This window comes from Nocardia sp. GP40 (assembly GCF_050434125.1).
Lineage (GTDB): Bacteria > Actinomycetota > Actinomycetes > Mycobacteriales > Mycobacteriaceae > Nocardia > Nocardia albiluteola.
Map to the genome: position 1 here is coordinate 27,901 of NZ_JBNPVW010000002.1, position 23,777 is coordinate 51,677.

Here is a 23,777-nt window from a genome sequence, read left to right on the forward strand (position 1 = left end):
TCGGCGGCGTGTCGCCGTATCCTCGAGGGGGAACGATCGGGCGTCGACTGGATCGGGAGGACGATGGAAACCGTGGTGGTCTTCGTGCTCGCCTGCATCCTGTACTGGGCGAGCATGTTCTAGGATCGGGAGCAAAGGGCCGCCGACCTCGGGACGACGGCTCAGCGACCGGTGGCCAGGGTCGCCCCGCCCTGCACATCCAGCACGACACCCGTGATGAATCCGTTGGTCGCCAGCGAAACGATCGCCGCCGCAACGTCTTCCGGGCGGCCGACGCGGCCGGCCGGAGTGGTGGCGACGATCCCCTCGAAAAGCGTGCGACGCTGATCCTCCGGAATCCGATCCCACCACGGGGTATCGATGACGCCCGGCGAGACCGCATTGATGCGCAGCGGCGCCAGCTCCACCGCCAGCGGGCGGACCATGGCGTCCAGGGCGCCGTTGATCGCGGCCAGGCCCGCGGTACCGGGGAAGGCCGCGCGCGAGGAGCCCGCGGTGATCAGGGTGACCGATCCGTGCGCGGTCAGGTGCGGTAGCGCGGCCTGCAGGATCCGGACCTGCGGCCAGAACTTGGCGGCGAATCCGGCGGCCAGATCGTCCAGGTCGAGTTCGGCGAAGGGACCGCTGCCCGCCGCGCCGCTGACGGCGATCACCAGGTGATCGATGGCGCCCGACTGCGCGAAGAAGGCCTCGATGTCCGCCTTGCTGGCCGCGTCCAGGCGGTGGCCGGTGGTCTTGCCGCCGATGCGGGCCACCGCGGCGTCCAGCTTGTCCTGGCCGCGGCCGGTGACGACGACCTCCGCCCCGCCCGCGGCGAACAGCGCGGCGGTGGCCTCGCCGATGCCCGAGCTGCCACCCATCACCACGACGCGGTCGACCGGGGCATTCGTGGGCTGTGTCATTGCTGGCCTTCTTTCTTCGAGGATCCCGTCGTATTCTTGACGAGACTTACAGTCTCGATAACGAGAGTAGCGGCTCCGGCATTCCCGTCAAGCCGAGGAACCTCACCGGACCAGGAAGGGTGGACGTTTGCAATCGCCTGAACCCCCAACGGATTCCGCGCGCCCGCACACCGGCCGACGCCGCAACGAGGCGGTCCGCTTGGCCATCCTCGATGCGGCGCTGCGCCTGCTGGCCGAATCCGACGGCGCGCCCATCACCATCGATGCCATCGCTCGCGCGGCCGGCGTGGGCAAACAGACCATGTATCGATGGTGGCCGTCCAAGGGCGCGGTGCTGCTCGATGCGCTGCAGGACCGCTCCCGTCAGGACGTCCCCCAGCCGGACACCGGCTCCGTGCACGACGACCTGCTCGCCCTGATCGAGTCGACTTTCGCTGCGGCACAACAGGTTCCCACCGGGCCCGCATTGCGAACGCTCGTCCGGGAGTCCGCGGACGACAGCCACCTGGCCGAGCTGATGCGGACCTACACAGCTTCCCGGCGAGCCGTGGTGCGCGATGTGCTGCGCCGCGGGCTCGAGCGGGGCGAGCTCCGCGCCGATACCGATATCGACCTGATCGTCGACCAGTTCTATGGGCTGTTCTGGTACCGCTTCCTGCTCGGGCACGCTCCGCTGGACCACGACACCGCCGCGAGTCTGACTAAATCACTTCTACACCAGTGATATTCGTTCCCGGGGGGACTCCCCTACGACCAGCACACCGGGTCAGCTGACCCAGATCGCGCGCACGACGAACAGCGAAGCCACCTCGGCCGGTCCCGCACCTCGGCCGGGTCCACCGCCCGTGGCGAGGTGGCACCTGGCGTCCCGCTCGGCTCGGCGCCCTCCACCCCGGCGTCCGCCCGAGTGGCGGTGGATATGCGATAAGCCCGGACGGCCAGTCTTCCCGGCCCCAACGAACAGGCCCGGGATCCATCCGACGCGGGTCAGCACGGCCGGGACCCGCACCAATTCCTGTGCGGGCCAAGGTATTGTCTTCGAACCGGCGTCAATTGGTGATGCGGCCGCCCGCGACATCGATGGTCAGGCCGGTGAGATAGGACGAGGCGTCCGAGGCCAGGAACAGCGTGGCCTCGGCGACATCCGTCGTGGTGCCCAGGCGGCGCAGCGGATGCATGTTCGCGACCTGCTGCTGTACTGCCTCCGGCATGTTCGCCTCCACCTTCTCGGTCCGGATCGACGTTGGCGCAAGGGTATTCACGCGCACGCCGCGCGGACCGTATTCGGTGGCCAGGTGCCGGGTCATCATGATCAGGCCGGCGTTGGCGACGCCGTAGGCGAGATTGGCCTGGCTGGGCTGACGGCCCGCGGACGAGGCCATGGTGATGATGCTGCCGCGACCACGTTCGACCATGCCCGGCAGGAATTCCCGGACGGTCAGGAAAGACGAGGTCAGATCGGAGTCGAGCACCGCCCGCCAGCGCGCCTCGGTCAGCTCCGCCGACGGCACCGGAAAGCCCTGGCCCCCGGCGAATGCGCCGAGCACGTCGACCGGACCGAGTTCGCGCTCGACCAGCGCCCGCACCTCGGCGAGCGCGTCGGCGGAGGTGACGTCGGCGGGTGCTGCCACGGCGGTGCCGCCGGCCGCGGTGATGTCGGCGACGACCGCGTTCAGGGCGTCCTTGTCGCGTCCGACGACGCCGACCCGCACCCCCTGGGCGGCGAGCATGCGGGCGGTCTGCGCGCCGATGCCGCGGGAACCGCCGGTGATGACGGCGGTGCGCCCGGGCAGATCGGAGTAGTTGCTGAGCATGGGAGTTACCTTTCGAACAGGGTGAAATCAGCGGCAGTACAGGATGATTGGGGTGATCAGCGGCGGCGGTACAGGACGATTGCGGTAATCAGCAGCCACAGCAGCCCGCCGAACCGGACGATGGGGAACAGGAACTGCAGAGCGGGCACGATCAGGCCCAGCGCGGACAGCGCACCGGCGGCGGCGATGACCAGACCGGACCACGCCAACGCGCGCGGCAACAGCCGGCCGAGCAGCGCGGGCACGGCCACGCCCAGCACTAGCAGCCCGACCCCGGCCGCGTAGGCCGCGCCGCCGGAGACGAATCCGAGATCGGCGACGGCCCGCGCGAGGTCCGGGGACGCGGTACCGGTCAGGCGGGCGCCCGCCCAGGTGAACAGGGCGCTGACGACGAGTGCGCCGGAGGCGAGCAGGCCGCCGGCCATGGCGATCGGCGGCACGCCGCGCATCCGCGCCGACACCGCGCGGTAGAGCAGCGTGGCCGTCACCGCGAGGGGTGCGGCGGAGATCAGCAACAGCGTGGCGCCCACCTCGAGCAGGGTGCGGTGGGCGATGTTGTAGGCGAGCACGGCCGAACCGGTGGCATCCGGGTGCGGGACACCGGAGTTCACCGCGACGTAGGCCACCGTGAAGGCGGCGAAGGCGAGGGTGGCGGCCAGGACCGGCAGGGCGGTCCTGGTGGTCCGGGTGGTGGTGGGTGCGCTCATAACGGCGGTCCTTCTCGGAGGCGATGCACTGATCGTGACTCTCCAATAATGATTACAATCTGTAACGATTGTCAAGCTGACATCATTTTGGATCATCTAATATGTCTGCATGGACACGGACCGAGAGTCGGGCGGACATCGGCCCCCCGGCGGAGTCGGCTTCCTCCTGGCGCAGGTGGGAGCCCATGCGGCGGCGCATTTCGCCGACCGCATCGCGCAACTGAACCTCACCCCGCCCCAGGCCGGGCTGCTCCGGTTGCTGGTCATGCAGCCGGGCCGTAGCCAGCGCGAACTCGCCGACGAGCTCGGCATGCCGCCCAGCCGCTTCGTCCCCTTCGCCGACAAGCTCGAGGAGCGCGGCCTGATCGAACGCCGCCGCAACCCCGACGACCGCCGCCTGCACGCCCTGCACCTGACCACTGCGGGGCGAAAACTGCTGGGCAAGTTGAGCGGCGCCGCCCGCGACAACGAGGACGCGCTGTGCCGCGCCCTGTCCCCCGACGAGCGCACCCAGCTCACCGCCCTGCTCGGCCGCATCGCCGCGGACCAGGGTCTGATCCCGGGCGTCCACCCCGGCTACAAATCAGTGAGCGCCGACGGCCACGGTCGCCCGGCGCAGAAGCCGTTCGACCCGCGCTGACCACCGGGGGCAACAGCTCTCGCACGAACCGGCCACACCGGCGTCTCGATCCGCGCCAGCCCAGCTCCGGCGGATGGCGCTGCCCGAAACCCCTGCCATGCCCGCACCGATACCCGATCGACGCGGCCCCGGGCGTACTTCTCGGCGGCCTGCAGGTCACCGCGGGCGCCGACGGGCGTAGTCAGGATTTGCCGGCCTTGCTGGGCGACCATTGTCTTGCTGAAATGACGGCGCCTGGCACCGAACTTCGCCGGGCGGGTGGGGACGAGCCGAAATACTTCCTGCTGGGAAGATTCGGTTAAGGGGCGTTTTGAGCGCGGCCGCGGATTTCGGAATCGTCGGATACGCCGGTTATAGTCGATACGATCCTTGTCCGAGTTAGGCCTGCTTTCCGCAAAGGTAGTCGTCGATGATGTTGCTCACCCATGCCGGTGACACATCGCGCGATCGTATTCGCGGAAGTCTGGCGGGAATTCTCTGTGGGCTGCTGGCAATCGCCGCGCACGGATTCGAAGGCATGCTGCCGCATTCCTCGGCATTGGTTCTGCTGTTATTGGTCAGCGGTGCGGTCGGAGCCGCTGTCGGCTCACCGTCCGGACGCGGCCGAGCCGCGCTTTTCGGCCTGCTCGCGGGCGGGCAACTGGTGGAACACGCCGCATTGACGGCCACGGCCGGTGCACACGACATGCATTCGACCGTCGAGGGCGCCGGTCGCGGGGGGTTGCTCATGCTGACTGCGCACGGCGTCGCAACTCTGGCGTGCGCGCTGCTCATCTTCGCCGTAGAGCGCTTCTACGCTGCGGTTTCACGCGCGGCTCGCACCATGCTTGCCGAGTTCGGACCACCCCCGCCGGCCGACGACCGACTAGCCCGCATACCTCGCGCCATCGTCCGGAGACCGAATTCGGCGCGGCTCAGCGCGATTTCTCCACGCGGCCCACCCGCGATGTCGGCCGCGCTCGCGCTGTCCTGATCCGATCGGATCAGCCCTCCTCGCACGCGCATCCGCGGCCTCTCCTGCACCGCCCGAACATCCTTGTTCGTGGCGGAATGATTCGGCGCTCACCCGGCGTGACCATCGCGACCCGGCACGGCGATTGATCGCGTCGGCGAAGGCCTGAATAGCGGCAGTCGAAACGCTCTCGACAATTGTCGAATTCGCGCTGCCCTAAATGCGGATTCGCGCTGCCTGCCGGCTCATTCACCAACGTATGGAAAGGAATTGTTTTGTCGACCAGAAAATTCGTTCGAGGCGGACGTGAGCTCCGCTGGCTGCAGTCGATTGCGACCCTGTTGGCCGCGGTCGTGGCCGGGGTCGTGATGTTGGGCGCGGGTGTTGCGGATGCGCATTCGTACGTCACCCATGCCGAGCCGGCCGATCGGGCCGCGGTGCAGGCGGGCCCGCCGCAGGTGTCCATCACGTTCAACGAGAAGGTGACCGACCCCGAGCTGGTCGTGACCGGGCCGGACGGCAAGGTCTACTCACACGGTGACGTGCACGTGGACGACCGCACGCTGAGCATCGATCTCGCGCCGCTGGGCCCGGCCGGGGTGTACACCACCACATTCACCATCACCTCGAAGGACGGCCACCGCATCGAGGGCACTCGCACCTTCACGCTGGCCCCTCAGTAACAACCCACTACGCGGCAATCCCCCTCGATCCCAATACTTTTCGTCTCGCGAACCGGTGTTCGCAAGGAAGGAACGACCCCTGATGAAGACCTTGAACGCCGTCGCGTCGACCGCGCTGCTGGCCATCGCCGCGCTCACCGTTGCCGGCGGGACCGCCTACGCCGACGCTCCCGCCGCACCCGCGAACCGCCCAGGTGCGACCGTCAGCACCGATGTGGCGCCGGGCATCCACTACACCGCCAACGTGGTCGACCACTCCGTGGTGCTGCGGACCGACGCGGGCCGGATCAACGTGCGCGGCACCCAGTTCGAGATCCTCGACGCCAACGGCAAGCTGGCCTACGGGATGCCGCTGACCTACCAGCTGGACAAGAAGGACTGGCCGATCGCGGCCCAGGTCGACGCCAGCGGGCGCACCATCACCCTTACCCCGAGCACCGATCCGGCCAAGGCGGTGCCCGCGGCCCCGGTGACGCTGAAGCCGATCTTCTCGCAGGACGACTTCAACGACGCGCTCGGCTTGGCCGCCAACCAGATCGGCCTGGCCACCGCGATCGGCGGCATGCTCGGCGCGGCGATCGGCCTGGCCGGCGGTTGCGTGGCCGGTGCGGTCGTCGGCACCACGCTGATGCCGCCCGCGTTCCTGATCGGCGCGCCGGGCGGCTGCATCGCCGGCGCGGGCATCGGCGCCGGGCTCGGCACCGCCATCGGCACGATCGCGGTCGGCGGACCGGTCGCGGTCGTCAGCGTGATCCAGATGTACAACTCGCTCACCCACAGCCAGAACTGATCCGGGAGCCACTCCCCCACAAGATCTCCCGAAATGACAAGACCCGCACCGTATTACGGTGCGGGCCTTGCGCATTATGTCGTGCCGTATCAGCGGGCGGTGCGCACGCCCTCCTCGATGCGCTTGCCGATCTCTGGGTCGATGCGCTTCCAGTAGTCGAACACCTTGCTCAGTACCGGCTCGCGGACGCCGCCGAGGATGTGGCCGACGACGTTGCCCACCAGGCGATCCCGCTCCTCGTCGTTGTACACCTCACGGACCAGCGTGCCCGCCTGGCCGAAGTCGCCGTCCTCGCGGTGCTGGATGTAGCCGGCGCGCACGGCCTCCTGGCCGAAGGTCCACGTGCCCTCGTCACCGGCGCGGGCGGGATCGGCGTGCGGGCCGCCGAACGAATTCGGTGCGTACACGGGCACATCGGGCGCGTTGTAGTCGAATCGCATCGCGCCCTCCTTGGAGTAGGTGTTCACCTCCGCGGCGCGGGCGCGGTTCGGCGGCAGCTGCGCGTAGTTGACCCCGATGCGGTAGCGGTGTGCGTCGGAGTACGCGAAGACGCGGCCCTGCAGCATCTTGTCGGGCGAGAAGCCGATGCCGGGAACGAGATTCGAGGGCTCGAACGCGGCCTGCTCGATCTCGACGAAGTAGTTGCGCGGGTTGCGGTTCAGCGTCCAGCGGCCGACCTCGATCAGCGGGTAGTCCCGGTGCGACCACACCTTGGTCAGGTCGAACGGATTGAACCGGTACCCCTCGGCCTCGGCCTCCGGCATGACCTGCACGTGCAGGGTCCAGCTCGGGAACTCGCCCCGCTCGATGGACTCGTACAGATCCCGGCGGTGATAGTCGGCATCGGCGCCGGCCAGCGTGTCGGCCTCGGCCTGGGTCAGGTTCTTGATGCCCTGATCGGTCTTGAAGTGGTACTTCACCCAGAAGCGCTCGCCCTGGGCATTGACCCACTGATAGGTGTGCGAGCCGTAGCCGTTCATGTGCCGGTAGGTCGCCGGGATGCCGCGATCGCCCATCAGCCACGCCACCTGGTGCGCGGTCTCCGGGCGCAGCGTCCAGAAGTCCCACTGCATGGTCGCGTCGCGAAGTCCGCTGCCCGGCAGGCGCTTCTGCGACCGGATGAAGTCGGGGAACTTGATCGGATCCTTGATGAAGAAGACCGGGGTGTTGTTGCCGACGATGTCGTAGTTGCCGTCGCGGGTGTAGAACTTCACCGCGAAACCGCGCGGATCGCGCCAGGTGTCCGGGCTGCCCAGCTCACCGGCGACGGTGGAGAACCGCACGAGGGATTCGGTGCGGCGGCCCGGCTGGAACAGATCGGCCTTGGTGAAGCGGCTGACGTCGTTGGTCACCACCAGTTCGCCGTACGCGCCCGCACCCTTGGCGTGCACGATGCGCTCCGGCACCCGCTCCCGGTTGAAGTGGGCGAGCTTCTCGATCAGGTAGTGATCGTGCAGCAGGATCGGGCCCTGGGTGCCCGCGGTCAGCGACTCGTCGTCGCTGGCCACCGGGACGCCGGTGTTGGTGGTGGTCGGTTTCGTCATGCGCGCCTCCTCGCTGGTGAGCACCGTCCGGGAGTGGGCTGCCCGGACCGGTGTGCTTGGGCCTAGTCTGGCAGTTTTTTGGAATAAGTCAATAAAACTAGTAAATCCGTTCTATGTCCGGGCACTCGTAGGTGCACCGCCATTCCAGTGGGCAGGTCACGCGGGGACAACTGGAGATTCCTACGAACCCGAGGCGAGCGGAGCAGGTGCGGCACCGACCACCGGGCCGATCTCGGGCGCTGCGGCTGACTGCCACCCCTCCGCGCCACGCTGCGCCGTGGCGCCAAGACGTCGCGACCGCCGCCCGCACCGGCCGAATCGCCTTATGCCGCAGCTCACACTGCCGGTGGCGGAATAGATCCGGCGTAGCCCGGCGTTGTCACCATTTGCCGATGCCGGGACAGCCCCGGGCCTCACCACTTCGTCGCTACGAGCGACCACTCGCCGAGAGGCGCATGTTGGGCATCGGTTTGCGGTTTCGCGGAGCTGCGTGGGCTCCGCGAAACCAGTGCAGTAGTGCAGACCGAAGGCCGCCGGATCCACGGATCCGGCGGCCTTCGGCGTCTCGGTGCTCTCAGATCTCGATTGTTATCGTGCGCGTTTCGTATTCACGGTGCGCCGGCGGTCACGCGGTAGCCTCACACCCATGTGCCGCTTGCTGGGGTGGTTTGCGACAATCCTCGTACTGGTGGTGAGCGCTGTGACGCCGGGGCTCGCCCACGCGACGACCGGCGCGGACACCCGCTGCGAGGTCGACTCGGGACGGGACTTTCCGCGTGCGACACCCACCCAGGCCGGCTTCGATCCGGACCGGCTGGCCGCCGCACTCGCCTTCGCCACGTCCCGAAATCGCGTGAATGTCCAGATATTCCGGCACAACTGTCTGATCGGCACAGGTCCGCACAACGGCCGGACCGGCCGGATACCCTGGAACGTCTGGAGCGTTACCAAGAGCGTGGTCTCGCTGATCGCCGGAATCGCCTGGGACCGAGGCAAACTCGATCTCGGCGCGCCGATCGGCCGCTACCTGCCGCCCGGGCTGGGCGATGCGGAGCACCGCTCGATCACCGTCGCGGACCTGCTCACCGAGTCCTCGGGCCTGCACATCGGCGCCATCAACGAGGGCGTCACCGGCGTCTTCTCGATCGATCCCGACAGTGCGGTGCAGGCGCTGGGCGTGCACTTCGACCATCCGCCGGGCACCCACTTCTCCTACAGCCAGCGCAATGTCGACCTACTGTCCTATGTTATCGAATTGGCCATCGGCGAGCCGCTGCAGCAGTTCGCCCAGCGCGCGCTGTTCGGTCCGCTGGGCATCGAACGCGGCGACTACTACTGGGCCCGCGACCGCGCCGGACACACCTACGGCTACGCACACCTGCTGATCCCGCCCGACGATCTCGTCAAACTCGGCCTGCTACTGAGCAATAACGGCCGTTGGGGCGAGACGCAGATCGTTTCACCGGAATACCTGCACCGTGCCACCCATCCCACGGCGACGAATCCCTGTTACGGACTGCTGTTCTGGGTCGGGCCGGGATGCGCGGAGATACCGAGCTTCATGCCCCCGGACACCTATCAGATGTCCGGGGTCGGACTGCAGGACGTCTTCGTCGTCCCCAGCATGGATTTGACCATCGCCTGGACCGGAGTCTTCGGCGATCACTCCACCGAGGGCCCGGCCGGCATGCTGCAGAACATGCCCGAGCTCTCGCACGAATTCTTCCGCAAGCTGATGGCGGCCTTCGAGCGGCCGCCGTTTCCGGACCCCGGACCGTGGGTGGAGCCGCCGCTGGGGCTGAATCCGAAGAACTATCTCGATTCGAACTTCACCCTGGCCCTGTTCGGCATCGGTCCCGACGCCTATCCGAGCTGTAATGTGGTGTCCTGCTTGGACATTCCGCTCAAGCTCCCGTTCACCGACGCGCCGCCCGGATGCTGGATCCTGCTGTGTCGCGGGCCGGATCCGCGCACCCCTGGCATCGGCTGACCGCGGATTATTCCCCGCCCGTCCGAATCAGGCCCTCGCGCACCAGGTTCGCCAGCCGCGCGGTGTCCATGTAGTCGCGGAACAGCACGACCTTCCCGTCGCGGACCCGCACGACGTTGACCGAAGTCCTTGCGCGCGAACGGATGCCATCGGGCCGGGTCATGTCGACCTCGTTCTCCACGAAGAACAGCTCCGGATCGGTCGTGTCGTGGACGACGGGGTACACCCCGTGGATCTGGATCTCGCGCGTGCGGGACCAGCGCTGGGCGAGGTGGTCGCGAATCGCCTCCCGCCCCTCGATGCGAGCGGGCATGCCCGGGACGGTGAACGGAATCTCGAACACCGCGTCCGGAGCCATCAGATCGGCGAACACGTCGGCATCGACCGAACCGAGGTCGGTGAACATCCGCTCGACCAGCTCCCGCGGGGTCTGCACCGAATTCTCTGTCATGACTTACCCTTTCAATAAGCGGAACGAATACCCCGCTTATAATCCGGAACGATCGCCCCGTTTGTCAATATGCACCCCGGTAGAATCGTCGCCGTGACCGATACACAGGCGCCCCAGGCCCCCGGACCGGGTCGCGCCCTGCGCGCGGATGCCCGCCGCAACCGCGAGCGCGTGCTGGCCGCGGCCCAGGAGGCCTTCGCCGCCGAGGGCATCTCGGTGCCGCTGGACGAGATCGCGCGCCGGGCCGGCGTCGGCCCGGGCACCGTGTACCGACATTTCCCTACCAAGGAGGCGCTGTTCCACGCCGCGATGGTGGATCGCATCGAGCGCATGACCGCACAGGCGCAATCCCTCGCCGACGCCCCGGATGCGGGCCAGGCCTTCTTCGGCTACCTCGACACGATCGTCATCGAGGGCGGGGTGAAGCGAAATCTCGCCGAGGCGGTCAGCGGCCACGAGGGCGTGGAATCCCAGGCGCCGACGCTGGAATTGCGAGCGGCGATCGACGTGCTGCTGCGCCGCGCCCAGGACTGCGGCGCGGTGCGCCCGGACATCGACATCGCCGACCTGATGCGAATCCTCAAGGGCGCCTTCCTGGCCACGTACACCACGGACGCCGACGACCGGCAGCGCGGACGAGTCTTCGCGATCGTCTTCGACGGTCTGCGCCCGCGCTGAGCACTGCCTGCCGGCCTCAGCCGCGCGCCGACTCCGAGCGCCCCGCGGCGCGCTCCCGGGCCCACTCGGGTGCGTCTACGAAGTAGGTGTCGAAGGTCTCCTGGTTGTCGAGGAGTTCCTGCACCGAGGTCTGCCCACGCTCGATCCGTTCCAGAACCCGGAAGTATTCGAAGCGCTCGACGCCGGGCGTCAGGGCGATGAACACCCGCACCGCACTGTCGGGCGAGGCGCCGAACGCGTGGACGACATGCTTGGGCACGACGAGTGAGCCGCCCGCGGACAGGGTGCGAATCTCGCCGTCGGCGAGCACCTGCAGCTCGCCCTCGGCGACATAGAAAAGCTCGTGCGAGCGGGCGTGATAGTGCGGCACGGCCCCGTCGCGCCCGACGCCCAGGCGCACCTCCTGCGTGCTCAGCACGCCATCAGTGGCGCTCGCATCGCGGTGCAGCCGGATCGCCGTGGGGTCCTGGCCGATCAGTTCGGCCTCGGAGGCCTGGGTCAGGAGAACCGGTCGAGTCTGCGTCATGATTCCATCCCTTCAAGTAACTTGTCATCAAATTACTTGATGTCAAGCTAAATGACAAGAGGTAGCTCGACGTCAAGCTAGAGTGAGGGCATGCAGGCATCCGAACGCATCGATCACCTTCTGGGGCAGTGGCGGGCCGAGCGGCCCGATCTGGACGTGGACACCATGGCCCTGATCACCCGGCTGGAGCGGGTGAGCCAGCTGATCGATGCCCGAATCAGCGCGATGGCAACGGAATTCGGTATTCACCGCAGCGAGGGCGACGTGCTGCTGGCGCTGCGCCGCGCCGGGGCCCCCTACCGCCTGTCACCCTCACAACTGGCCGAATCGCTGCTGGTCACAACAGGCACCATGACGAACCGCCTGGACCGCCTGCAAAAGCGCGGCTACATCGCCCGCATCCCCTACCCCGGGGATCGCCGCGGGCTGCTCATCGAACTCACCGACAGCGCAAGGGAACTCGTCGATCGGGCGATCCCCCGCCACATCGAGAACGAGCAGGCGATGCTGTCGGTGCTGACTCCGCGCGAACGCGCGGAACTCACCCGACTGACCAACAAACTGATCAACCACCTGTCGGACTGAGCCGGCCCGCCGCGCAGCTCAGTCCCCGTTCGCCTCAGCCGCCGCACGTTCGGCGAAAACCTCACGCGCGGCGGCCATTCCGTTCAGGGCCGCGGGGAATCCGGCGTAGCCGGCCATCTGCATGATCGCCTCGACGGCCTCCTCGCGCGTGCCGCCGACGTTGAGCAGCCCATGCAGGTGCACCCGCAGCTGCGGGCCGGCCGAGCCCAGGGCGGTGCAGGCCGCGACCGTCGCCAGCTCGCGCGTCTTCAGGTCCAGACCGGAGCGGGAGTAGACGTCGCCAAAGGCGAATTCGATGACGTAGCGGGCGAAGTCGGGCGCGATATCGGCCAGCGAATCGATCACCTGCCGCCCCGCCTGACCGTCGATGCGCTCGAGCTCCGCGAGCCCGCGCTCGTACCGCTGCCCGGTCGTCTCGTCCGGCCGAATCCGACTCTCGCCCACCGGGCTGCCCGCCTCCGGCCGATCAGCGAACGCCGCCTTGGCAACCGCCAGGCCGTTGAGCGCGGCGGGCACTCCGGCGTACACGCCCATATGGATGATCGTCTCGACGATCTCGACCGGCGTGACGCCGACATTGAGCGCGCCGTCGATATGGAAGCGCAGCTGCGGTGCGGCGGTTCCCAGCGCGGTCAGCGCCGCGACGTTGATGATCTGCCGCTGCGCGAAGGTCAACCCGGGACGGCCGTAAATATCGGCGTAGAACTCGATGGTCAGCCTGCCCATATCCGGCGCGATATCGGCCATGCTGTCCAGCACCCGGGTGGGGTCGCTGCCGCCGACCCGACCCAGTAGGGTCAGGCCCCGTGCGAAGCGGCTGGTCGACGAGGAATCGGTGTCGGTCATGGGTCGGTCCTTCTCAGTAGAGCGTTGCAGGGCAATGACGAGACGGCTCGTCTCGTCTCGCCAAGGTAGACCCTCGACTCGACCGCGTCAAGACGAGACGTTTCGTCTCGTACCGCGTACGCTGAATGCATGCCGCCCGCCCCGAACCCGCAACTACGAAGCCAGCGGTCGCATCAGGCGATTCTGGATGCGACCTTCGCCCTAGCCGTAGAAAAGGGCTATGCCCGGATGAGCATCGACGCGATCGCCGCGGCGGCGGGCGTCGGCAAGCAGACCATCTACCGCTGGTGGCCGTCCAAGGGCGCGGTCGCCCTCGACGCGGTCAACGAAAAGATGGGCACCACAACGGATTTCCCGGACACCGGCGACATCGCCGCCGACCTGAAGACACAGATCACCGCACTGAGTGAGTTGCTCGCCGGTGACATCGGCGGCGTCTACCAGGCCGTCATCGCCGAGGCCCAATCCGATCCGCACATCGCGGCGGCCGTGCGCGAGACCATCGTCGAACCTCGCTTGGAACAGTGCTGCAAGCGCTTGGACAGCGCCATCACCGCGGGCGAACTACGCGGGGACATCCCGACGCGCGCCATGGTCGAAATGCTGTACGGCCCGGTCTACTACCGTTTCCTGCTCCACGCCCCCGAATCGGACCTGCGGCTGGGCGCCGACCACGTCGACCACCTGCTCACCGGGCTGAGACCTCACTCGTAGTGGGTGCCCGACCTTGGCTATCCACAGCTCCTCGTCCACGATCCGGTACACCAGGCGATGCTCCCGCGTAATCCGGCGCGACCAGTACCCAGCGAGATCATGCTTCAGCGGCTCGGGCTTCCCGATGCCGTAATCGCCGGTGCCATGATTCCTCCGAACATCTGGTACCGGATGTGGTACCAGATGTTCGGAGAATGGTTCAGCGGTTGGCGAGTAGGACCTCGGCGATCTGAATCGTGTTGAGCGCGGCACCCTTTCGGAGGTTGTCGCCCGAGACGAACAGGGCCAGCCCACGCCCGCCGGGCACCCCCGGATCCTGGCGGATGCGGCCGACGAGGGAATCGTCGATGCCCGCGGCCTGCAGCGGGGTCGGCACGTCGACCAGCCGCACGCCGGGCGCATCGGCCAGCAGCTTGCGGGCCTGCTCCGGCGAAAGGGGCTGGGCGAACTCGGCATTGATCGACAGCGAGTGCCCGGTGAACACGGGTACCCGCACGCAGGTGCCGCTCACCAGCAGCTCGGGCAGGCCCAGGATCTTGCGGCTCTCGTTGCGCAGCTTCTGGTCCTCGTCGGTCTCGCCCGAGCCGTCGTCGACCAGCGAACCGGCCAGCGGGAGCACGTTGAAGGCGATCGGCGCGACGTACTTGTCCGGCGCGGGGAACTCCACCGCCGAGCCGTCGTGGGTCAGTTCCTCGGCGCGGTCGATCACCGCGCGCGCCTGCGAGGCCAGCTCCTCGACCCCGGCCAGGCCGCTGCCCGACACCGCCTGGTAGCTGGACACGATCAGCCGCTGTAGGCCCGCCGCGTCGTGCAGCGGCTTGAGCACCGGCATCGCGGCCATGGTCGTGCAGTTGGGGTTGGCGATGATGCCCTTGACCAGATTGCGGGTCTGCTCCGGGTTGACCTCGCTGACAACCAGCGGCACCTCGGGGTCCTTGCGCCAGGCCGAGGAGTTGTCGATGACGGTCGCCCCGGCCGCGGCGAACCGCGGCGCCTGCACCCGGGACATGGTGGCCCCGGCCGAGAACAGCGCGATGTCCAGCCCGCTGGGGTCGGCGGTCTCGGCGTCCTCGACGACGATCTCGCCGCCGCGCCACGGCAGCGTCTTACCGGCCGAGCGGGCCGAGGCGAAGAACCGCACCTGGTCGGCGGGAAAATTGCGCTCTTCCAGCAGTTTCCGCATGACGGCGCCGACCTGCCCGGTCGCGCCGACCACACCTACGCGTACGCCCATGGCCTATCGCCCCGATCCGGCGTGCACGACCGCGACCTCGTCGCCGCCCAGGTCGAATGCCCGGTGCAGCACCTGCACGGCCTCGTCGAGTTCGTGGTCCCGCACCAGCACCGAGATCCGGATCTCCGAGGTGGAGATCAGGTCGATGTTGATGCCCGCGGACGCCAGCGCCTCACAGAAGGTGGCCGTGACGCCCGGGTGGCTCTTCATGCCCGCGCCGACCAGGGACACCTTGCCGATGTGATCGTCGTAGAGGACCTGGGAGAAACCGATCTCGCCCTGCCGGTTGGTCAGCATCTCCACCGCGCGGGCGCTGTCGGTCTTGGGCAGGGTGAAGGTGATGTCGGTCTTGCCGGTCTCCACCTTCGAGATGTTCTGCAGCACCATGTCGATATTGATCTCGGCATCGGAGATGGCGCGGAACACCTTGGCGGCGTAGCCGGGCTCGTCCGGTATCGCGACAACGGTCACCTTGGCCTCGCTGCGGTCGTGTGCGACGCCGGTGAGGAGTGCTTTTTCCAAGGGGATGTCCTCCATCGATCCTGAAACGGTGGTGCCCAGCTTGTCGGTATAGGACGAGCGCACATGCACGGGCACGTTGTAGCGGCGCGCATATTCCACGCAGCGCAGCATGAGCACCTTCGAGCCACAGGCCGCCATCTCCAGCATCTCCTCGTAGGAGATGCGCTCGAGCTTCTGCGCGTCGGAGACGATCCGCGGGTCGGCGCTGAACACGCCGTCCACGTCGGTGTAGATCTCGCAGACATCGGCCCCGAGCGCGGCGGCCAGCGCGACCGCGGTGGTGTCGGAGCCGCCGCGGCCGAGCGTGGTGACGTCCTTACTGTCCTGCGAGACGCCCTGGAAGCCGGCGACCAGCACGATCGTGCCCTCGTCGAGGGCCTCGCGCAGCCGGCCGGGCGTCACATCGATGATCTTGGCGTTGCCGTGCGCACCGGTCGTGATGACGCCGGCCTGGGAGCCGGTGAACGAGCGCGCCTCCGCGCCGAGCGAATGGATCGCCATGGCCACGAGCGCGTTCGAGATGCGCTCACCGGCGGTCAGGAGCATGTCCATCTCGCGCGGCGGCGCGGCGGGCGCGACCTGCTGCGCCAGATCCAGGAGTTCGTCGGTCGTGTCGCCCATCGCCGAGCACACGACGACCACGTCGTGCCCCTGCTTCTTGGTCTCGACGATCCGCTCAGCGACGCGCCGGATGCGCTCGGCGGTAGCCACCGAGGATCCTCCGTACTTCTGAACGACGAGAGCCACGAGGGATCCTCCAAGATCGATCAACCGCTGTTACCAGCACCCAAGAGTACCGACCGGAGTCCAGTACTTATCCGGCCACCTCTACCGGGGGCAACGCCGAAGAGGCCATACGCGCGTCCATCCGCGTGGCCAGCCATGCCATGATCGGGTGGTACTTCGTGTTGTGGAAGGCGGCCACCTCCCACTCCCCGTCGCGGCGCACGACGACCCAGGTCTGGACCTTGGTGTTGCGTGCGGTGCGGCGCTTGGCACCCTTCACCAGCGCGCCTTTGCCGTGCACGAGCGCCACATCCTGGGTGAGCGCGCGCACCTGGGTGATCTCCCCGTCGATGCGCGACCCTTTTTGATACTTCTCGAACAGCGGCACGTGACTCGTTTCGATGGCCGACCTGCCCTTGTGATGGGTGCCCATAAAAGTCACGTAGTCGGCGTCGGGGGTGAAGCAGGCGGCGTACGCCCGCGCGTCGCCGTCAGCCCAGGCCCGCTCGGCGCGGGCGATCAGGGCATGGATGGCGGCCTCGTCGGCGTGGTCGATGGTCATCGCGGCGCTCCCTTTATCTTCTCGAATCATTAACTGCATCCAAAAGTAGTTGCATGAGTAAGATAATGATCGGGTGAGGTTATGCTGTCAAGGCCGGACGGCGATCCGGTGACGACGGGAGGCGAGAACAATGACCGAGCACGCGGCGACCAGCGCGGATCTGGGCCGAGAGCTCACCCTGGCGGCGCAGCGCAACGCCACGGACGCGGTGATGATGCATCAGGCCGTGGCCGACCGGCTGGGGCTGCACGTCACCGATCTGCGCTGCCTGAACCTGCTGCGATTGGGCGGCGCCGCCACCCCGGGCGAGCTGGCCGCACGCACCGGCCTCACCACCGGCGCGGTCACCCGGATGATCGATCGGCTGCTGCGCGCGGGATTCGTCACCCGCGAGCACGACGAACGGGATCGGCGCCGCGTCATCATCACCCTCACCGAGGATCGCACCGCCGAGATCGCCCGGCACTACGAGCCGCTCGCCCGCGAATTCGGCTCGGCGCTCGCGGACTACAGCACCGAGCAGCTCGAGCTGCTGCTCGATGCGTTCAACCGCTTCCACGACGCGTCGCTGCGAGTCACCGCGCTGCTGCGCGAGGGCGAATCCACCTAGCCTGTCAATCCGCCGACACCCCCAGTCCTCACGTTCGGGGGTTGTGACTTTCATCACGATGGTCGGATAATGCGAATCATGCAGGCAAATGTCGGTGATCAATTATTGGTCCACAGCCATACGGTCGGCATGCCGGATCACACCGGAGAAGTCATCGAGGTTCGCGGGGCCGATGGCGCCCCGCCGTACATCGTCCGATTCGACGATGGCCATGAGAGCCTGGTGTTCCCGGGCCCGGACTGGGTCGTGCGGCACGCCTGAACCAGACCCGACGCCACCTTCGGTACCCCCCGACCCTCACGATCAAACATCGAATTCCGCGAAGCGCGCGACCCTTTCGGCGCTCCCGCAGCTAGATACGTACTGGACGGTTTCTCACAATTCCGGAACAGACCAGGTGGTTGACGACCGACTGTGACCCTGGAGACAATCGGTCCCAGTAGTACGGGGGGTGGAGGGCACAAGGCTATGCGCACGAAGACCGACCACCGATTCATCGTCGATATCGACCCCGAGCAAGTGATGGAGGCACTCCTCGCGGTCGAGCGGGTTCCCGAGTGGTCCCCCTCGCACAAGGATGTGCGCGTGGCGACCTACGACGACTATGGGCGTCCCAGGCGCGTCTATGCGACGGTCAGCCCGTTGGGCAACTCCGACCGCCAGGTCCTCGAATACGACTGCACCGCCGACCGCATCGGCTGGAACGTCGTCGAAAGCGGCGGGGGCGGCGGCGGCAAGGGCTGGTTCGAGCTCGAGACGACCGGCGAGGGCACCGAGGTTTGGTATCACTCGGAAATATATCTTCCGATTCCCGTACCCGGAATTCTCATGAAACGAAGCATCGCCAAGGTCAACGAGGAGGCGGTGCAGAACTTGATCGAGTTCATCGAGAAATTTCAATTCGGAGAGAACTACGAAGTGAGCTGATCCCGCGGGCACCGCGATCACCTGCCACGATATCCCCATGACCCGCAAGCGATCACGGATGCAGGTGGTCACCGACGACGCTTCGGTAACCGAGCTGGAACTGTTCTTCGACCTCGTGATGGTGTTCGCCTTCACACAGGTCACCGATCTGGCCGCACACGAGACCACCGCGGTGAACATGCTGCGGGCCTTTCTGGTGCTTGCGGTCATGTGGTGGGTGTGGATCGCGTACGCCTGGCTGGGCAATGTGATCAAGGCCGACGAGGGCATCGCCCGGGTCGCGCTGTTCGCCGCCACGGGCGCGACGCTGATCTTGGCGGAGACAGTCCCCGAGGCATTCCACGACATGCCCGGAGGCTGGTACGGGCCGCTGGTGTTCGCGCTCGGGTATCTGGCGATCCGCCTGGACCACCTCTGGGTGTTCTGGTGCGCCAGCGCGCAGGACCCGCAGCTGCGCAGGCAGGTGGTCCGGTGGGCGCTGGGGTCTCTCACGATCGGGACCACGCTGCTCGTCGTCGCCGCGGTGAACCACGGCGCGGTGCAGATCTGGCTGTGGGTGGCGGCCCTCACGGGCGACATGCTCTGGACCCTGTTCGCGGGCAACGAGTGGCGGATCAACTCGGCGGGACACTTCGCCGAGCGGCACGGGCTGATCGTCATCGTGGCGCTGGGCGAATCGATCGTCTCCATCGGCGTCGGGGTGGCCGGGCTGCCGATCTCGTGGCCGATCGCACTGGGATCGCTACTAGGACTTGCTGTTTCGGCACTGCTGTGGTGGGCGTACTTCGATGTGGCCGCCAGGGTGGTGGAACGCCACCTGGCCCGCGCGAGCGGGGCGCGGCAGATCCAGATCGCGCGAAACTGCTACACCTACTGGCACTTTCCAATGGTCGTGGGAATCATCGCACTGTCGCTGGGCATGAAGAGGGTGCTCTCCTACGTCGGCGGCGCGGCGGGGCATTCGTTACGCGATGAGCTGCACGGAATTCCGCTGTTCGCGCTGTACGGCGGGGTGATCGTGTACCTGGTAGCGCTGGTCGGATTCCGGCACTATGCAACGGGAACGGTGCTGTGGCCGCGGCTGGTCGCCGCCGCGCTGCTGGGCGCGCTGATTCCGCTGGCATCGACGCTGCCCGCCGTGGCCGCGCTGGGCCTGCTGTGCGCGGTACTGCTCGTGCTGATTGCCTGGGAGACACTGCGTTACGGGCGATCGCGCGATGAGGTCCGGCACGGCGCCGAGGAGATCGGCGCCTGATCCGGACCCGCGTCACTGCGAAGGGATCGGCTTGTTGTCGACCGTCTCCGCGACGCGCACGCCCTCGTGTATCGCCTGGCGCATCTGATGTACGTTCTCCCGCAACACGTCTCCCACCAGCTCGTCGATGCGCGGGTCGGCCAGGACCTGGAAGATGACGCGGAAGGCGGTGTTCGCGATGCCTCTGATGATCTCGTCGTGAAAGGGCATATAACGCACGCGGCCCAGCTGCGGATCGTTCTTGATCAGCTCCATGATCATGGCGTCCAGCTCGGCGTGGTTCTCCTCCAGCGCGGAGGCGATGTTGCGGGTGTACTGCCCCACCCGCAGCACCGCGGTGATCTCCTCGAGCACCGCCATCGTCACCGGGCGCTTGATCGCCTCGACGATCGCGCCCATCGACCGATTCACGATCGCTACGGTGACCTGGTCGCCGAACACGCGATCGGCGAGGCGCAGCACCCGGACCAGCAGCACCACGATGCGCACCGTATGCGAATCGTGGAAATAGGAGGCGGTCGCCGGAATCAGGCACAGCACCTCGTACCAGTACACGAACGGGAAGTTCCAGGACCAGTCCTCCCGCCGCCAGCGCCACAGGAACTCCAGAGCGAAGATCCCACAGGTCGCGTAGTCGGCAATGACGATCGCCCCGATCCAGGGCTCGCCCGGCACCGGGAGCAGGTCGACCCAGCCGATCAGCGCCGCCGACACCACGGCGACGGCGAGCATGAAGTAATCGGTCCAGAGGATCGGCGGCTTGCGCGGATATTCCTGCTGTCCCGCTGCGGTGCGGTACTGCGCCACGACTGATCCCTTCTGAGTTGGACTGCGGCACTCCCGAGGGGCCTGCGTGGTTACGCTGCGCTGCCTCCTACGGGCCCGCCGGTACGCGCCGCTATGGCGAACAATCCCGCCGAGAGTAACCCGCCGCCCCGCCCGGTTTCAGTGACCTGCGCGAACGATGTTCTCGATATTGCGCTCTGCCAGCGCAGCGATGGTCAGCGACGGATTGACCGTGCCGGTGCTGCCGGGCACCGCCGCGCCGTCCATCACGTACAGGCCGGGATGGCCGATCACGCGGCCGTAGTTGTCGGTCGCCCGCCCGAGCACCGCGCCGCCGAGCGGATGGGCGAAGGTGCGGGGCGAGACCGGGCCCAGCTCGTCGGCGCAGACTACCGTGGTCCCGGCCGGTGGCTGCGTGTAGAGACCGACGATATGGGTCCTTTTGGGACGAAGTACGGATCCTTGCTCGTCGTCCACGACCGCGGACGACGCCACCTGATCCCTTCTGCCACAAGAATTCTGCGAACCTGACTACGACCCACGACAATGCCTTCGGAGCGCAGAGTCTCGGTCAGCGAATCCAGCGTCCAGCACGAAGGTGCCCCGTCTTGCTCGGCTTCCAGAGCGCCGTCGGATCGCCGCGTCAACCGCCCCGGTGGCGTGGTAGTGACCAGGGCCACGATACGACTGCGCTCTGTCTCGGTCAGGCGAGGTTTGCGCCCCGACCCCGGCCGATCGCCCAGCCCCTCCAGGCCGTGAGTCAGGACGCGCAGCCAACACCTTCGGCAAAGCCCACCCCATCACCCGAGCCAACAAGATCCACAACGAAATACACCATTATTGAGGAATGCAGCATTAGTAAGCGCAGACAATATTCTCAGAATCGGGAAGTTTCGCAATCGCCCCTTCCCGCCTGTGACGGGTGCTGGTGCCATACTTGCCTCGCGTCAGTGCAAACCCTTGCGATGGACATCCGGTTCAAGTACATTGAATCCGATGTGGCAGAACGTTATTGACCTATTCACACTCAAGACGCTGAGACGGCGTCTTAAGATGAGAAAGCTGCGTGGCCGTGATCCTTTTCTTTACAAGTAGGAGCCGCGCGTGACTCTGGTCTGGGGAATTTCGGCGTTGTCCCACGATGCATCACTCGCCGTACTCGACGGCACGAATATCCTCTTCGCCGCGCATGCCGAGCGCTATTCGCGCGTAAAGAACGACCTTTATCTGCATCCGGCGCTCATCGAAGAGGCGTTGAGTTTCGGCCGACCCGATCTCATCGCCTGGTACGAGCGGCCGCTGATCAAGAAAGCGCGCCAGGTCCGCGCCGGACAATGGTCCGACGCACTGCAATTGAACGACCTCCCCCGCCGTTACCTGCGATCACTCGGGCTTCCGTTTCGGCTCCCCCCGATCGAGTACGTCAATCACCACCGATCGCACGCGATCGGAGGTGTCGCGACTTCCGGCTTCGACGAAACCGCCGTCATCGTCGCGGATGCGATCGGCGAGTTCACCACCTTCAGCATCGGCTCCTACACACGGGGTTCCGGTTATCGCACGCTTCACGAGCGCCGGTATCCGCACAGCCTGGGCCTGCTCTACAGCGCGTTCACCAGGCGCTGCGGATTCCGTCCGAATGAAGACGAATACATCGTCATGGGGATGGCGGCCTTCGGCACGCCCCGCCATGTCGACCGGATATACGAAGACCTCATCGAAGTAGTCCCACCGTCGTTCCGGGTTCGCATCAACCCGCATCGCGGTATCGGGGAATGGGCCGCGGATGCCGAGCCGGCCGACCTCGCGGCGAGCATCCAGCAGGTCACCGAGGACATCCTCGTGACGGCAGCCGAGTGGGTTGCGCGAGAGACCGGCTCTCGCAACCTCGTCTTGATGGGCGGCGTCGCGTTGAATTGTGTGGCGAACTCTCGAATCGCCGAGCGCGGACTGTTCGACCGCATTTGGATCCTCCCGAATCCGGGAGACGCGGGATCGTCGATCGGCGCCGCGGCCGCGGTCGTCGGAGGCGAGATCGACTGGCGAGGGCCTTATCTCGGCACATCGCTCGGCACCGAGTGGCCCGTCGACGACATCCTCGCCGCCCTGATCGGTGACGGTGTCGTCGGTGTGGCCAGCGGTAAGGCGGAATTCGGACCACGAGCCCTGGGCAACCGCTCGTTGCTCGCAGACCCGCGCCCGGCGGACATGAAGGACCGAGTCAACAAGATCAAAGGACGCGAGCCGTTTCGTCCCTTTGCGCCGGTCGTTCGCAAGGAGCGCGCCCACGAGCTGTTCGACCTTCCGGTGCACGAGTCGCCATACATGCAGTTCACCGCGCGGAGTCGACTGTCCGACGAAATGCCGGCGGTCGTGCACACCGACGGCACGAGCCGGGTGCAGACCGTCGCCGCAGACCAACACCCTGGACTGTATGCGCTACTCACCGCTTGGGAGCAGGAAACCGGCTGTGCCGCTCTGCTCAACACCAGCCTGAACGGAAGGAGCGAACCGCTCTTGAACGACACTTCTCACGTTGAATCGTGGGTCGCCAAGACCGGAATCCGCGTGATCTCATGATCCGTCTTCTCGTGACCAACGGCTGCAGCTGCGCGGTCGGAAAAGAAATGGAGCATCCGGCCCGCGACGGCTGGCCCGTCGTGCTGGCCGAAAGCCTGGGCGTCGAGCTCGTCAACCTGGCTCGCAACGGCTCGTCGAACCGGCGCATCATCCGGACTCTTGTCGAGCAACTTCCCACGGTGATCAAGCAGTCGGGCTACGCACCCGACGAGATCATGACCCTGGTGAGCTGGAGCGAGACCTCGCGACACGAGCACTACGTCGGAAAGAAGCGGAGTCTGAGGCGTTTCAACGTCGGCGACCCTTTTCATGACGGCTGGCAACGCATCGGCTCCTGGCGCGTGGCGGAGGGACACAAGGGGTCTATCGCCTTCTACGACCACCTGTGGAATGACGACGGACAGTTGGCGAACCACTTCTTGGATTGGCTGATGCTGGACGCTCTCCTTCGCGACACCGGTATACATCCCAGGTACAACTTCGCATTCCCGATCCCACGCGAGCTTCCTGCGCCCGCCGTCGTCGCGGCCGAGCAACTCGATCCGACACGGACATTCGGCGGAATACCGCCGCGCCCGGGCACATGCTTCCTCGAGATGCCGGCAGAATTCGAGCGCGGACCCGGCGGCCATTCCCTCGAAGAGGGGCACCGATGGTTCGCGGGTCAGCTCCGCACTTGGCTGGAAAGCGACCAAAGCCTCCCGCTGCCCTCGCGAGAGACCTCGTGATGACCGCGACGTTCGCGGTCACACA

The 23,777-nt window shown here is 66.8% G+C and carries 27 protein-coding genes and 2 pseudogenes; 15 read left to right on the plus strand and 14 right to left on the minus strand.

The window, feature by feature from the left end; genetic code table 11:
- Window positions 1-161: 161 nt before the first annotated feature.
- Window positions 162-902: an SDR family oxidoreductase gene (locus tag ABH933_RS04595; protein WP_429417877.1), complete on the minus strand. Its 741-nt coding sequence runs from the start codon at window positions 900-902 to the stop codon at window positions 162-164.
- A gap of 127 nt (window positions 903-1,029) precedes the next feature.
- On the opposite strand from ABH933_RS04595, the gene ABH933_RS04600 reads away from it, so the two are divergent.
- Window positions 1,030-1,626, plus strand: coding sequence for a TetR/AcrR family transcriptional regulator (locus ABH933_RS04600; RefSeq protein ID WP_429417879.1), 597 nt, complete (start codon window positions 1,030-1,032; stop codon window positions 1,624-1,626).
- A 325-nt stretch (window positions 1,627-1,951) separates the two neighbouring features.
- Here the strand turns inward: ABH933_RS04600 and ABH933_RS04605 are convergent, their stop codons facing one another.
- Both ABH933_RS04605 and ABH933_RS04610 read right to left on the minus strand, forming a co-directional pair.
- On the minus strand, window positions 1,952-2,716 hold the full coding sequence (locus ABH933_RS04605; protein WP_429417881.1) for an SDR family NAD(P)-dependent oxidoreductase: 765 nt from the start codon (window positions 2,714-2,716) through the stop codon (window positions 1,952-1,954).
- 56 nt (window positions 2,717-2,772) lie between these two features.
- A complete protein-coding gene (locus ABH933_RS04610; protein ID WP_429417883.1) occupies window positions 2,773-3,423 on the minus strand; it encodes a DUF4386 domain-containing protein in 651 nt (216 codons plus the stop codon).
- A gap of 109 nt (window positions 3,424-3,532) precedes the next feature.
- Here ABH933_RS04610 and ABH933_RS04615 point away from each other — a divergent pair, with 109 nt between their 5' ends.
- From ABH933_RS04615 to ABH933_RS04630, 4 genes are all read left to right on the plus strand, one after another.
- The gene (locus tag ABH933_RS04615; protein ID WP_429417885.1) at window positions 3,533-4,063 is read left to right on the plus strand and encodes a MarR family winged helix-turn-helix transcriptional regulator; all 531 of its coding nucleotides are present in this window, start codon (window positions 3,533-3,535) and stop codon (window positions 4,061-4,063) included.
- Window positions 4,064-4,472: 409 nt separating this feature from the next.
- The gene (locus ABH933_RS04620; RefSeq protein ID WP_429417887.1) at window positions 4,473-5,036 is read left to right on the plus strand and encodes a hypothetical protein; all 564 of its coding nucleotides are present in this window, start codon (window positions 4,473-4,475) and stop codon (window positions 5,034-5,036) included.
- A gap of 254 nt (window positions 5,037-5,290) precedes the next feature.
- Entirely contained in the window at window positions 5,291-5,698 is a 408-nt protein-coding gene (locus ABH933_RS04625) for a copper resistance CopC family protein (RefSeq protein WP_429417889.1), read from the plus strand.
- An 82-nt stretch (window positions 5,699-5,780) separates the two neighbouring features.
- Window positions 5,781-6,488, plus strand: a complete 708-nt coding sequence (locus ABH933_RS04630) for a hypothetical protein (protein ID WP_429417890.1) — start codon at window positions 5,781-5,783, stop codon at window positions 6,486-6,488.
- Between the two features lie 89 nt (window positions 6,489-6,577).
- Here the strand turns inward: ABH933_RS04630 and ABH933_RS04635 are convergent, their stop codons facing one another.
- Window positions 6,578-8,032, minus strand: coding sequence for a catalase (locus tag ABH933_RS04635; protein WP_429417892.1), 1,455 nt, complete (start codon window positions 8,030-8,032; stop codon window positions 6,578-6,580).
- 688 nt (window positions 8,033-8,720) lie between these two features.
- Here ABH933_RS04635 and ABH933_RS04640 point away from each other — a divergent pair.
- Window positions 8,721-10,022: a serine hydrolase domain-containing protein gene (locus ABH933_RS04640; RefSeq protein WP_429417894.1), complete on the plus strand. Its 1,302-nt coding sequence runs from the start codon at window positions 8,721-8,723 to the stop codon at window positions 10,020-10,022.
- A 7-nt stretch (window positions 10,023-10,029) separates the two neighbouring features.
- On the opposite strand, the gene ABH933_RS04645 is transcribed toward ABH933_RS04640, so the two are convergent.
- On the minus strand, window positions 10,030-10,473 hold the full coding sequence (locus ABH933_RS04645; protein WP_429417896.1) for a nuclear transport factor 2 family protein: 444 nt from the start codon (window positions 10,471-10,473) through the stop codon (window positions 10,030-10,032).
- A 93-nt stretch (window positions 10,474-10,566) separates the two neighbouring features.
- Between ABH933_RS04645 and ABH933_RS04650 the strand changes: the two genes are divergently transcribed.
- On the plus strand, window positions 10,567-11,151 hold the full coding sequence (locus ABH933_RS04650) for a TetR/AcrR family transcriptional regulator (protein ID WP_429417898.1): 585 nt from the start codon (window positions 10,567-10,569) through the stop codon (window positions 11,149-11,151).
- A 16-nt stretch (window positions 11,152-11,167) separates the two neighbouring features.
- Here ABH933_RS04650 and ABH933_RS04655 read toward each other — a convergent pair whose 3' ends face one another.
- Complete coding sequence (locus tag ABH933_RS04655) at window positions 11,168-11,677, minus strand: cupin domain-containing protein (RefSeq protein ID WP_429417900.1); 510 nt, start codon at window positions 11,675-11,677, stop codon at window positions 11,168-11,170.
- Window positions 11,678-11,767: 90 nt separating this feature from the next.
- On the opposite strand from ABH933_RS04655, the gene ABH933_RS04660 reads away from it, so the two are divergent.
- Window positions 11,768-12,262, plus strand: coding sequence for a MarR family winged helix-turn-helix transcriptional regulator (locus tag ABH933_RS04660; RefSeq protein ID WP_429417902.1), 495 nt, complete (start codon window positions 11,768-11,770; stop codon window positions 12,260-12,262).
- An 18-nt stretch (window positions 12,263-12,280) separates the two neighbouring features.
- Here the strand turns inward: ABH933_RS04660 and ABH933_RS04665 are convergent, their stop codons facing one another.
- Window positions 12,281-13,108 carry a carboxymuconolactone decarboxylase family protein gene (locus tag ABH933_RS04665; protein ID WP_429417904.1) on the minus strand — a complete coding sequence of 276 codons (828 nt, stop codon included), beginning with the start codon at window positions 13,106-13,108 and terminating at the stop codon, window positions 12,281-12,283.
- A 129-nt stretch (window positions 13,109-13,237) separates the two neighbouring features.
- Here ABH933_RS04665 and ABH933_RS04670 point away from each other — a divergent pair, with 129 nt between their 5' ends.
- Window positions 13,238-13,822 (plus strand): TetR/AcrR family transcriptional regulator, encoded by a 585-nt coding sequence (locus ABH933_RS04670; protein WP_429417906.1) that lies wholly within the window; start codon window positions 13,238-13,240, stop codon window positions 13,820-13,822.
- Between the two features lie 15 nt (window positions 13,823-13,837).
- Here the strand turns inward: ABH933_RS04670 and ABH933_RS04675 are convergent.
- The 4 genes and pseudogenes from ABH933_RS04675 to ABH933_RS04690 all read right to left on the minus strand — a co-directional run.
- Window positions 13,838-13,984 (minus strand): annotated as a pseudogene (locus tag ABH933_RS04675) (Txe/YoeB family addiction module toxin); the annotation flags it as partial.
- A gap of 37 nt (window positions 13,985-14,021) precedes the next feature.
- A complete protein-coding gene (locus ABH933_RS04680) occupies window positions 14,022-15,056 on the minus strand; it encodes an aspartate-semialdehyde dehydrogenase (protein WP_429417908.1) in 1,035 nt (344 codons plus the stop codon).
- Window positions 15,057-15,059: 3 nt separating this feature from the next.
- Window positions 15,060-16,325, minus strand: coding sequence for an aspartate kinase (locus tag ABH933_RS04685; protein ID WP_429417910.1), 1,266 nt, complete (start codon window positions 16,323-16,325; stop codon window positions 15,060-15,062).
- A gap of 67 nt (window positions 16,326-16,392) precedes the next feature.
- The gene (locus ABH933_RS04690) at window positions 16,393-16,866 is read right to left on the minus strand and encodes an SgcJ/EcaC family oxidoreductase (RefSeq protein ID WP_429417912.1); all 474 of its coding nucleotides are present in this window, start codon (window positions 16,864-16,866) and stop codon (window positions 16,393-16,395) included.
- A 130-nt stretch (window positions 16,867-16,996) separates the two neighbouring features.
- On the opposite strand from ABH933_RS04690, the gene ABH933_RS04695 reads away from it, so the two are divergent.
- The 4 genes from ABH933_RS04695 (at window position 16,997) to ABH933_RS04710 (ending at window position 19,658) form a co-directional block, all read left to right on the plus strand.
- Window positions 16,997-17,476 (plus strand): MarR family winged helix-turn-helix transcriptional regulator, encoded by a 480-nt coding sequence (locus ABH933_RS04695; RefSeq protein WP_429417914.1) that lies wholly within the window; start codon window positions 16,997-16,999, stop codon window positions 17,474-17,476.
- Between the two features lie 78 nt (window positions 17,477-17,554).
- On the plus strand, window positions 17,555-17,737 hold the full coding sequence (locus ABH933_RS04700) for a DUF1918 domain-containing protein (RefSeq protein WP_215915291.1): 183 nt from the start codon (window positions 17,555-17,557) through the stop codon (window positions 17,735-17,737).
- A 207-nt stretch (window positions 17,738-17,944) separates the two neighbouring features.
- Window positions 17,945-18,403 carry an SRPBCC family protein gene (locus ABH933_RS04705; protein WP_215915290.1) on the plus strand — a complete coding sequence of 153 codons (459 nt, stop codon included), beginning with the start codon at window positions 17,945-17,947 and terminating at the stop codon, window positions 18,401-18,403.
- A gap of 37 nt (window positions 18,404-18,440) precedes the next feature.
- Window positions 18,441-19,658: a low temperature requirement protein A gene (locus ABH933_RS04710; RefSeq protein WP_429417917.1), complete on the plus strand. Its 1,218-nt coding sequence runs from the start codon at window positions 18,441-18,443 to the stop codon at window positions 19,656-19,658.
- A gap of 12 nt (window positions 19,659-19,670) precedes the next feature.
- On the opposite strand, the gene ABH933_RS04715 is transcribed toward ABH933_RS04710, so the two are convergent.
- The 3 genes and pseudogenes from ABH933_RS04715 to ABH933_RS04725 form a co-directional block, all read right to left on the minus strand.
- On the minus strand, window positions 19,671-20,465 hold the full coding sequence (locus ABH933_RS04715; RefSeq protein ID WP_429417919.1) for an ion transporter: 795 nt from the start codon (window positions 20,463-20,465) through the stop codon (window positions 19,671-19,673).
- 138 nt (window positions 20,466-20,603) lie between these two features.
- Window positions 20,604-20,798, minus strand: a pseudogene (locus ABH933_RS04720) (GMC oxidoreductase); the annotation flags it as partial.
- A 35-nt stretch (window positions 20,799-20,833) separates the two neighbouring features.
- Window positions 20,834-21,217, minus strand: coding sequence for a helix-turn-helix domain-containing protein (locus tag ABH933_RS04725; protein ID WP_429419155.1), 384 nt, complete (start codon window positions 21,215-21,217; stop codon window positions 20,834-20,836).
- Window positions 21,218-21,548: 331 nt separating this feature from the next.
- On the opposite strand from ABH933_RS04725, the gene ABH933_RS04730 reads away from it, so the two are divergent.
- Both ABH933_RS04730 and ABH933_RS04735 read left to right on the plus strand, forming a co-directional pair.
- Window positions 21,549-23,024: a carbamoyltransferase family protein gene (locus ABH933_RS04730; protein ID WP_429417921.1), complete on the plus strand. Its 1,476-nt coding sequence runs from the start codon at window positions 21,549-21,551 to the stop codon at window positions 23,022-23,024.
- Window positions 23,021-23,752 (plus strand): DUF6071 family protein, encoded by a 732-nt coding sequence (locus ABH933_RS04735; RefSeq protein ID WP_429417923.1) that lies wholly within the window; start codon window positions 23,021-23,023, stop codon window positions 23,750-23,752. Before ABH933_RS04730 ends, ABH933_RS04735 begins: the two co-directional genes overlap by 4 nt.
- Window positions 23,753-23,777 lie beyond the last annotated feature (25 nt).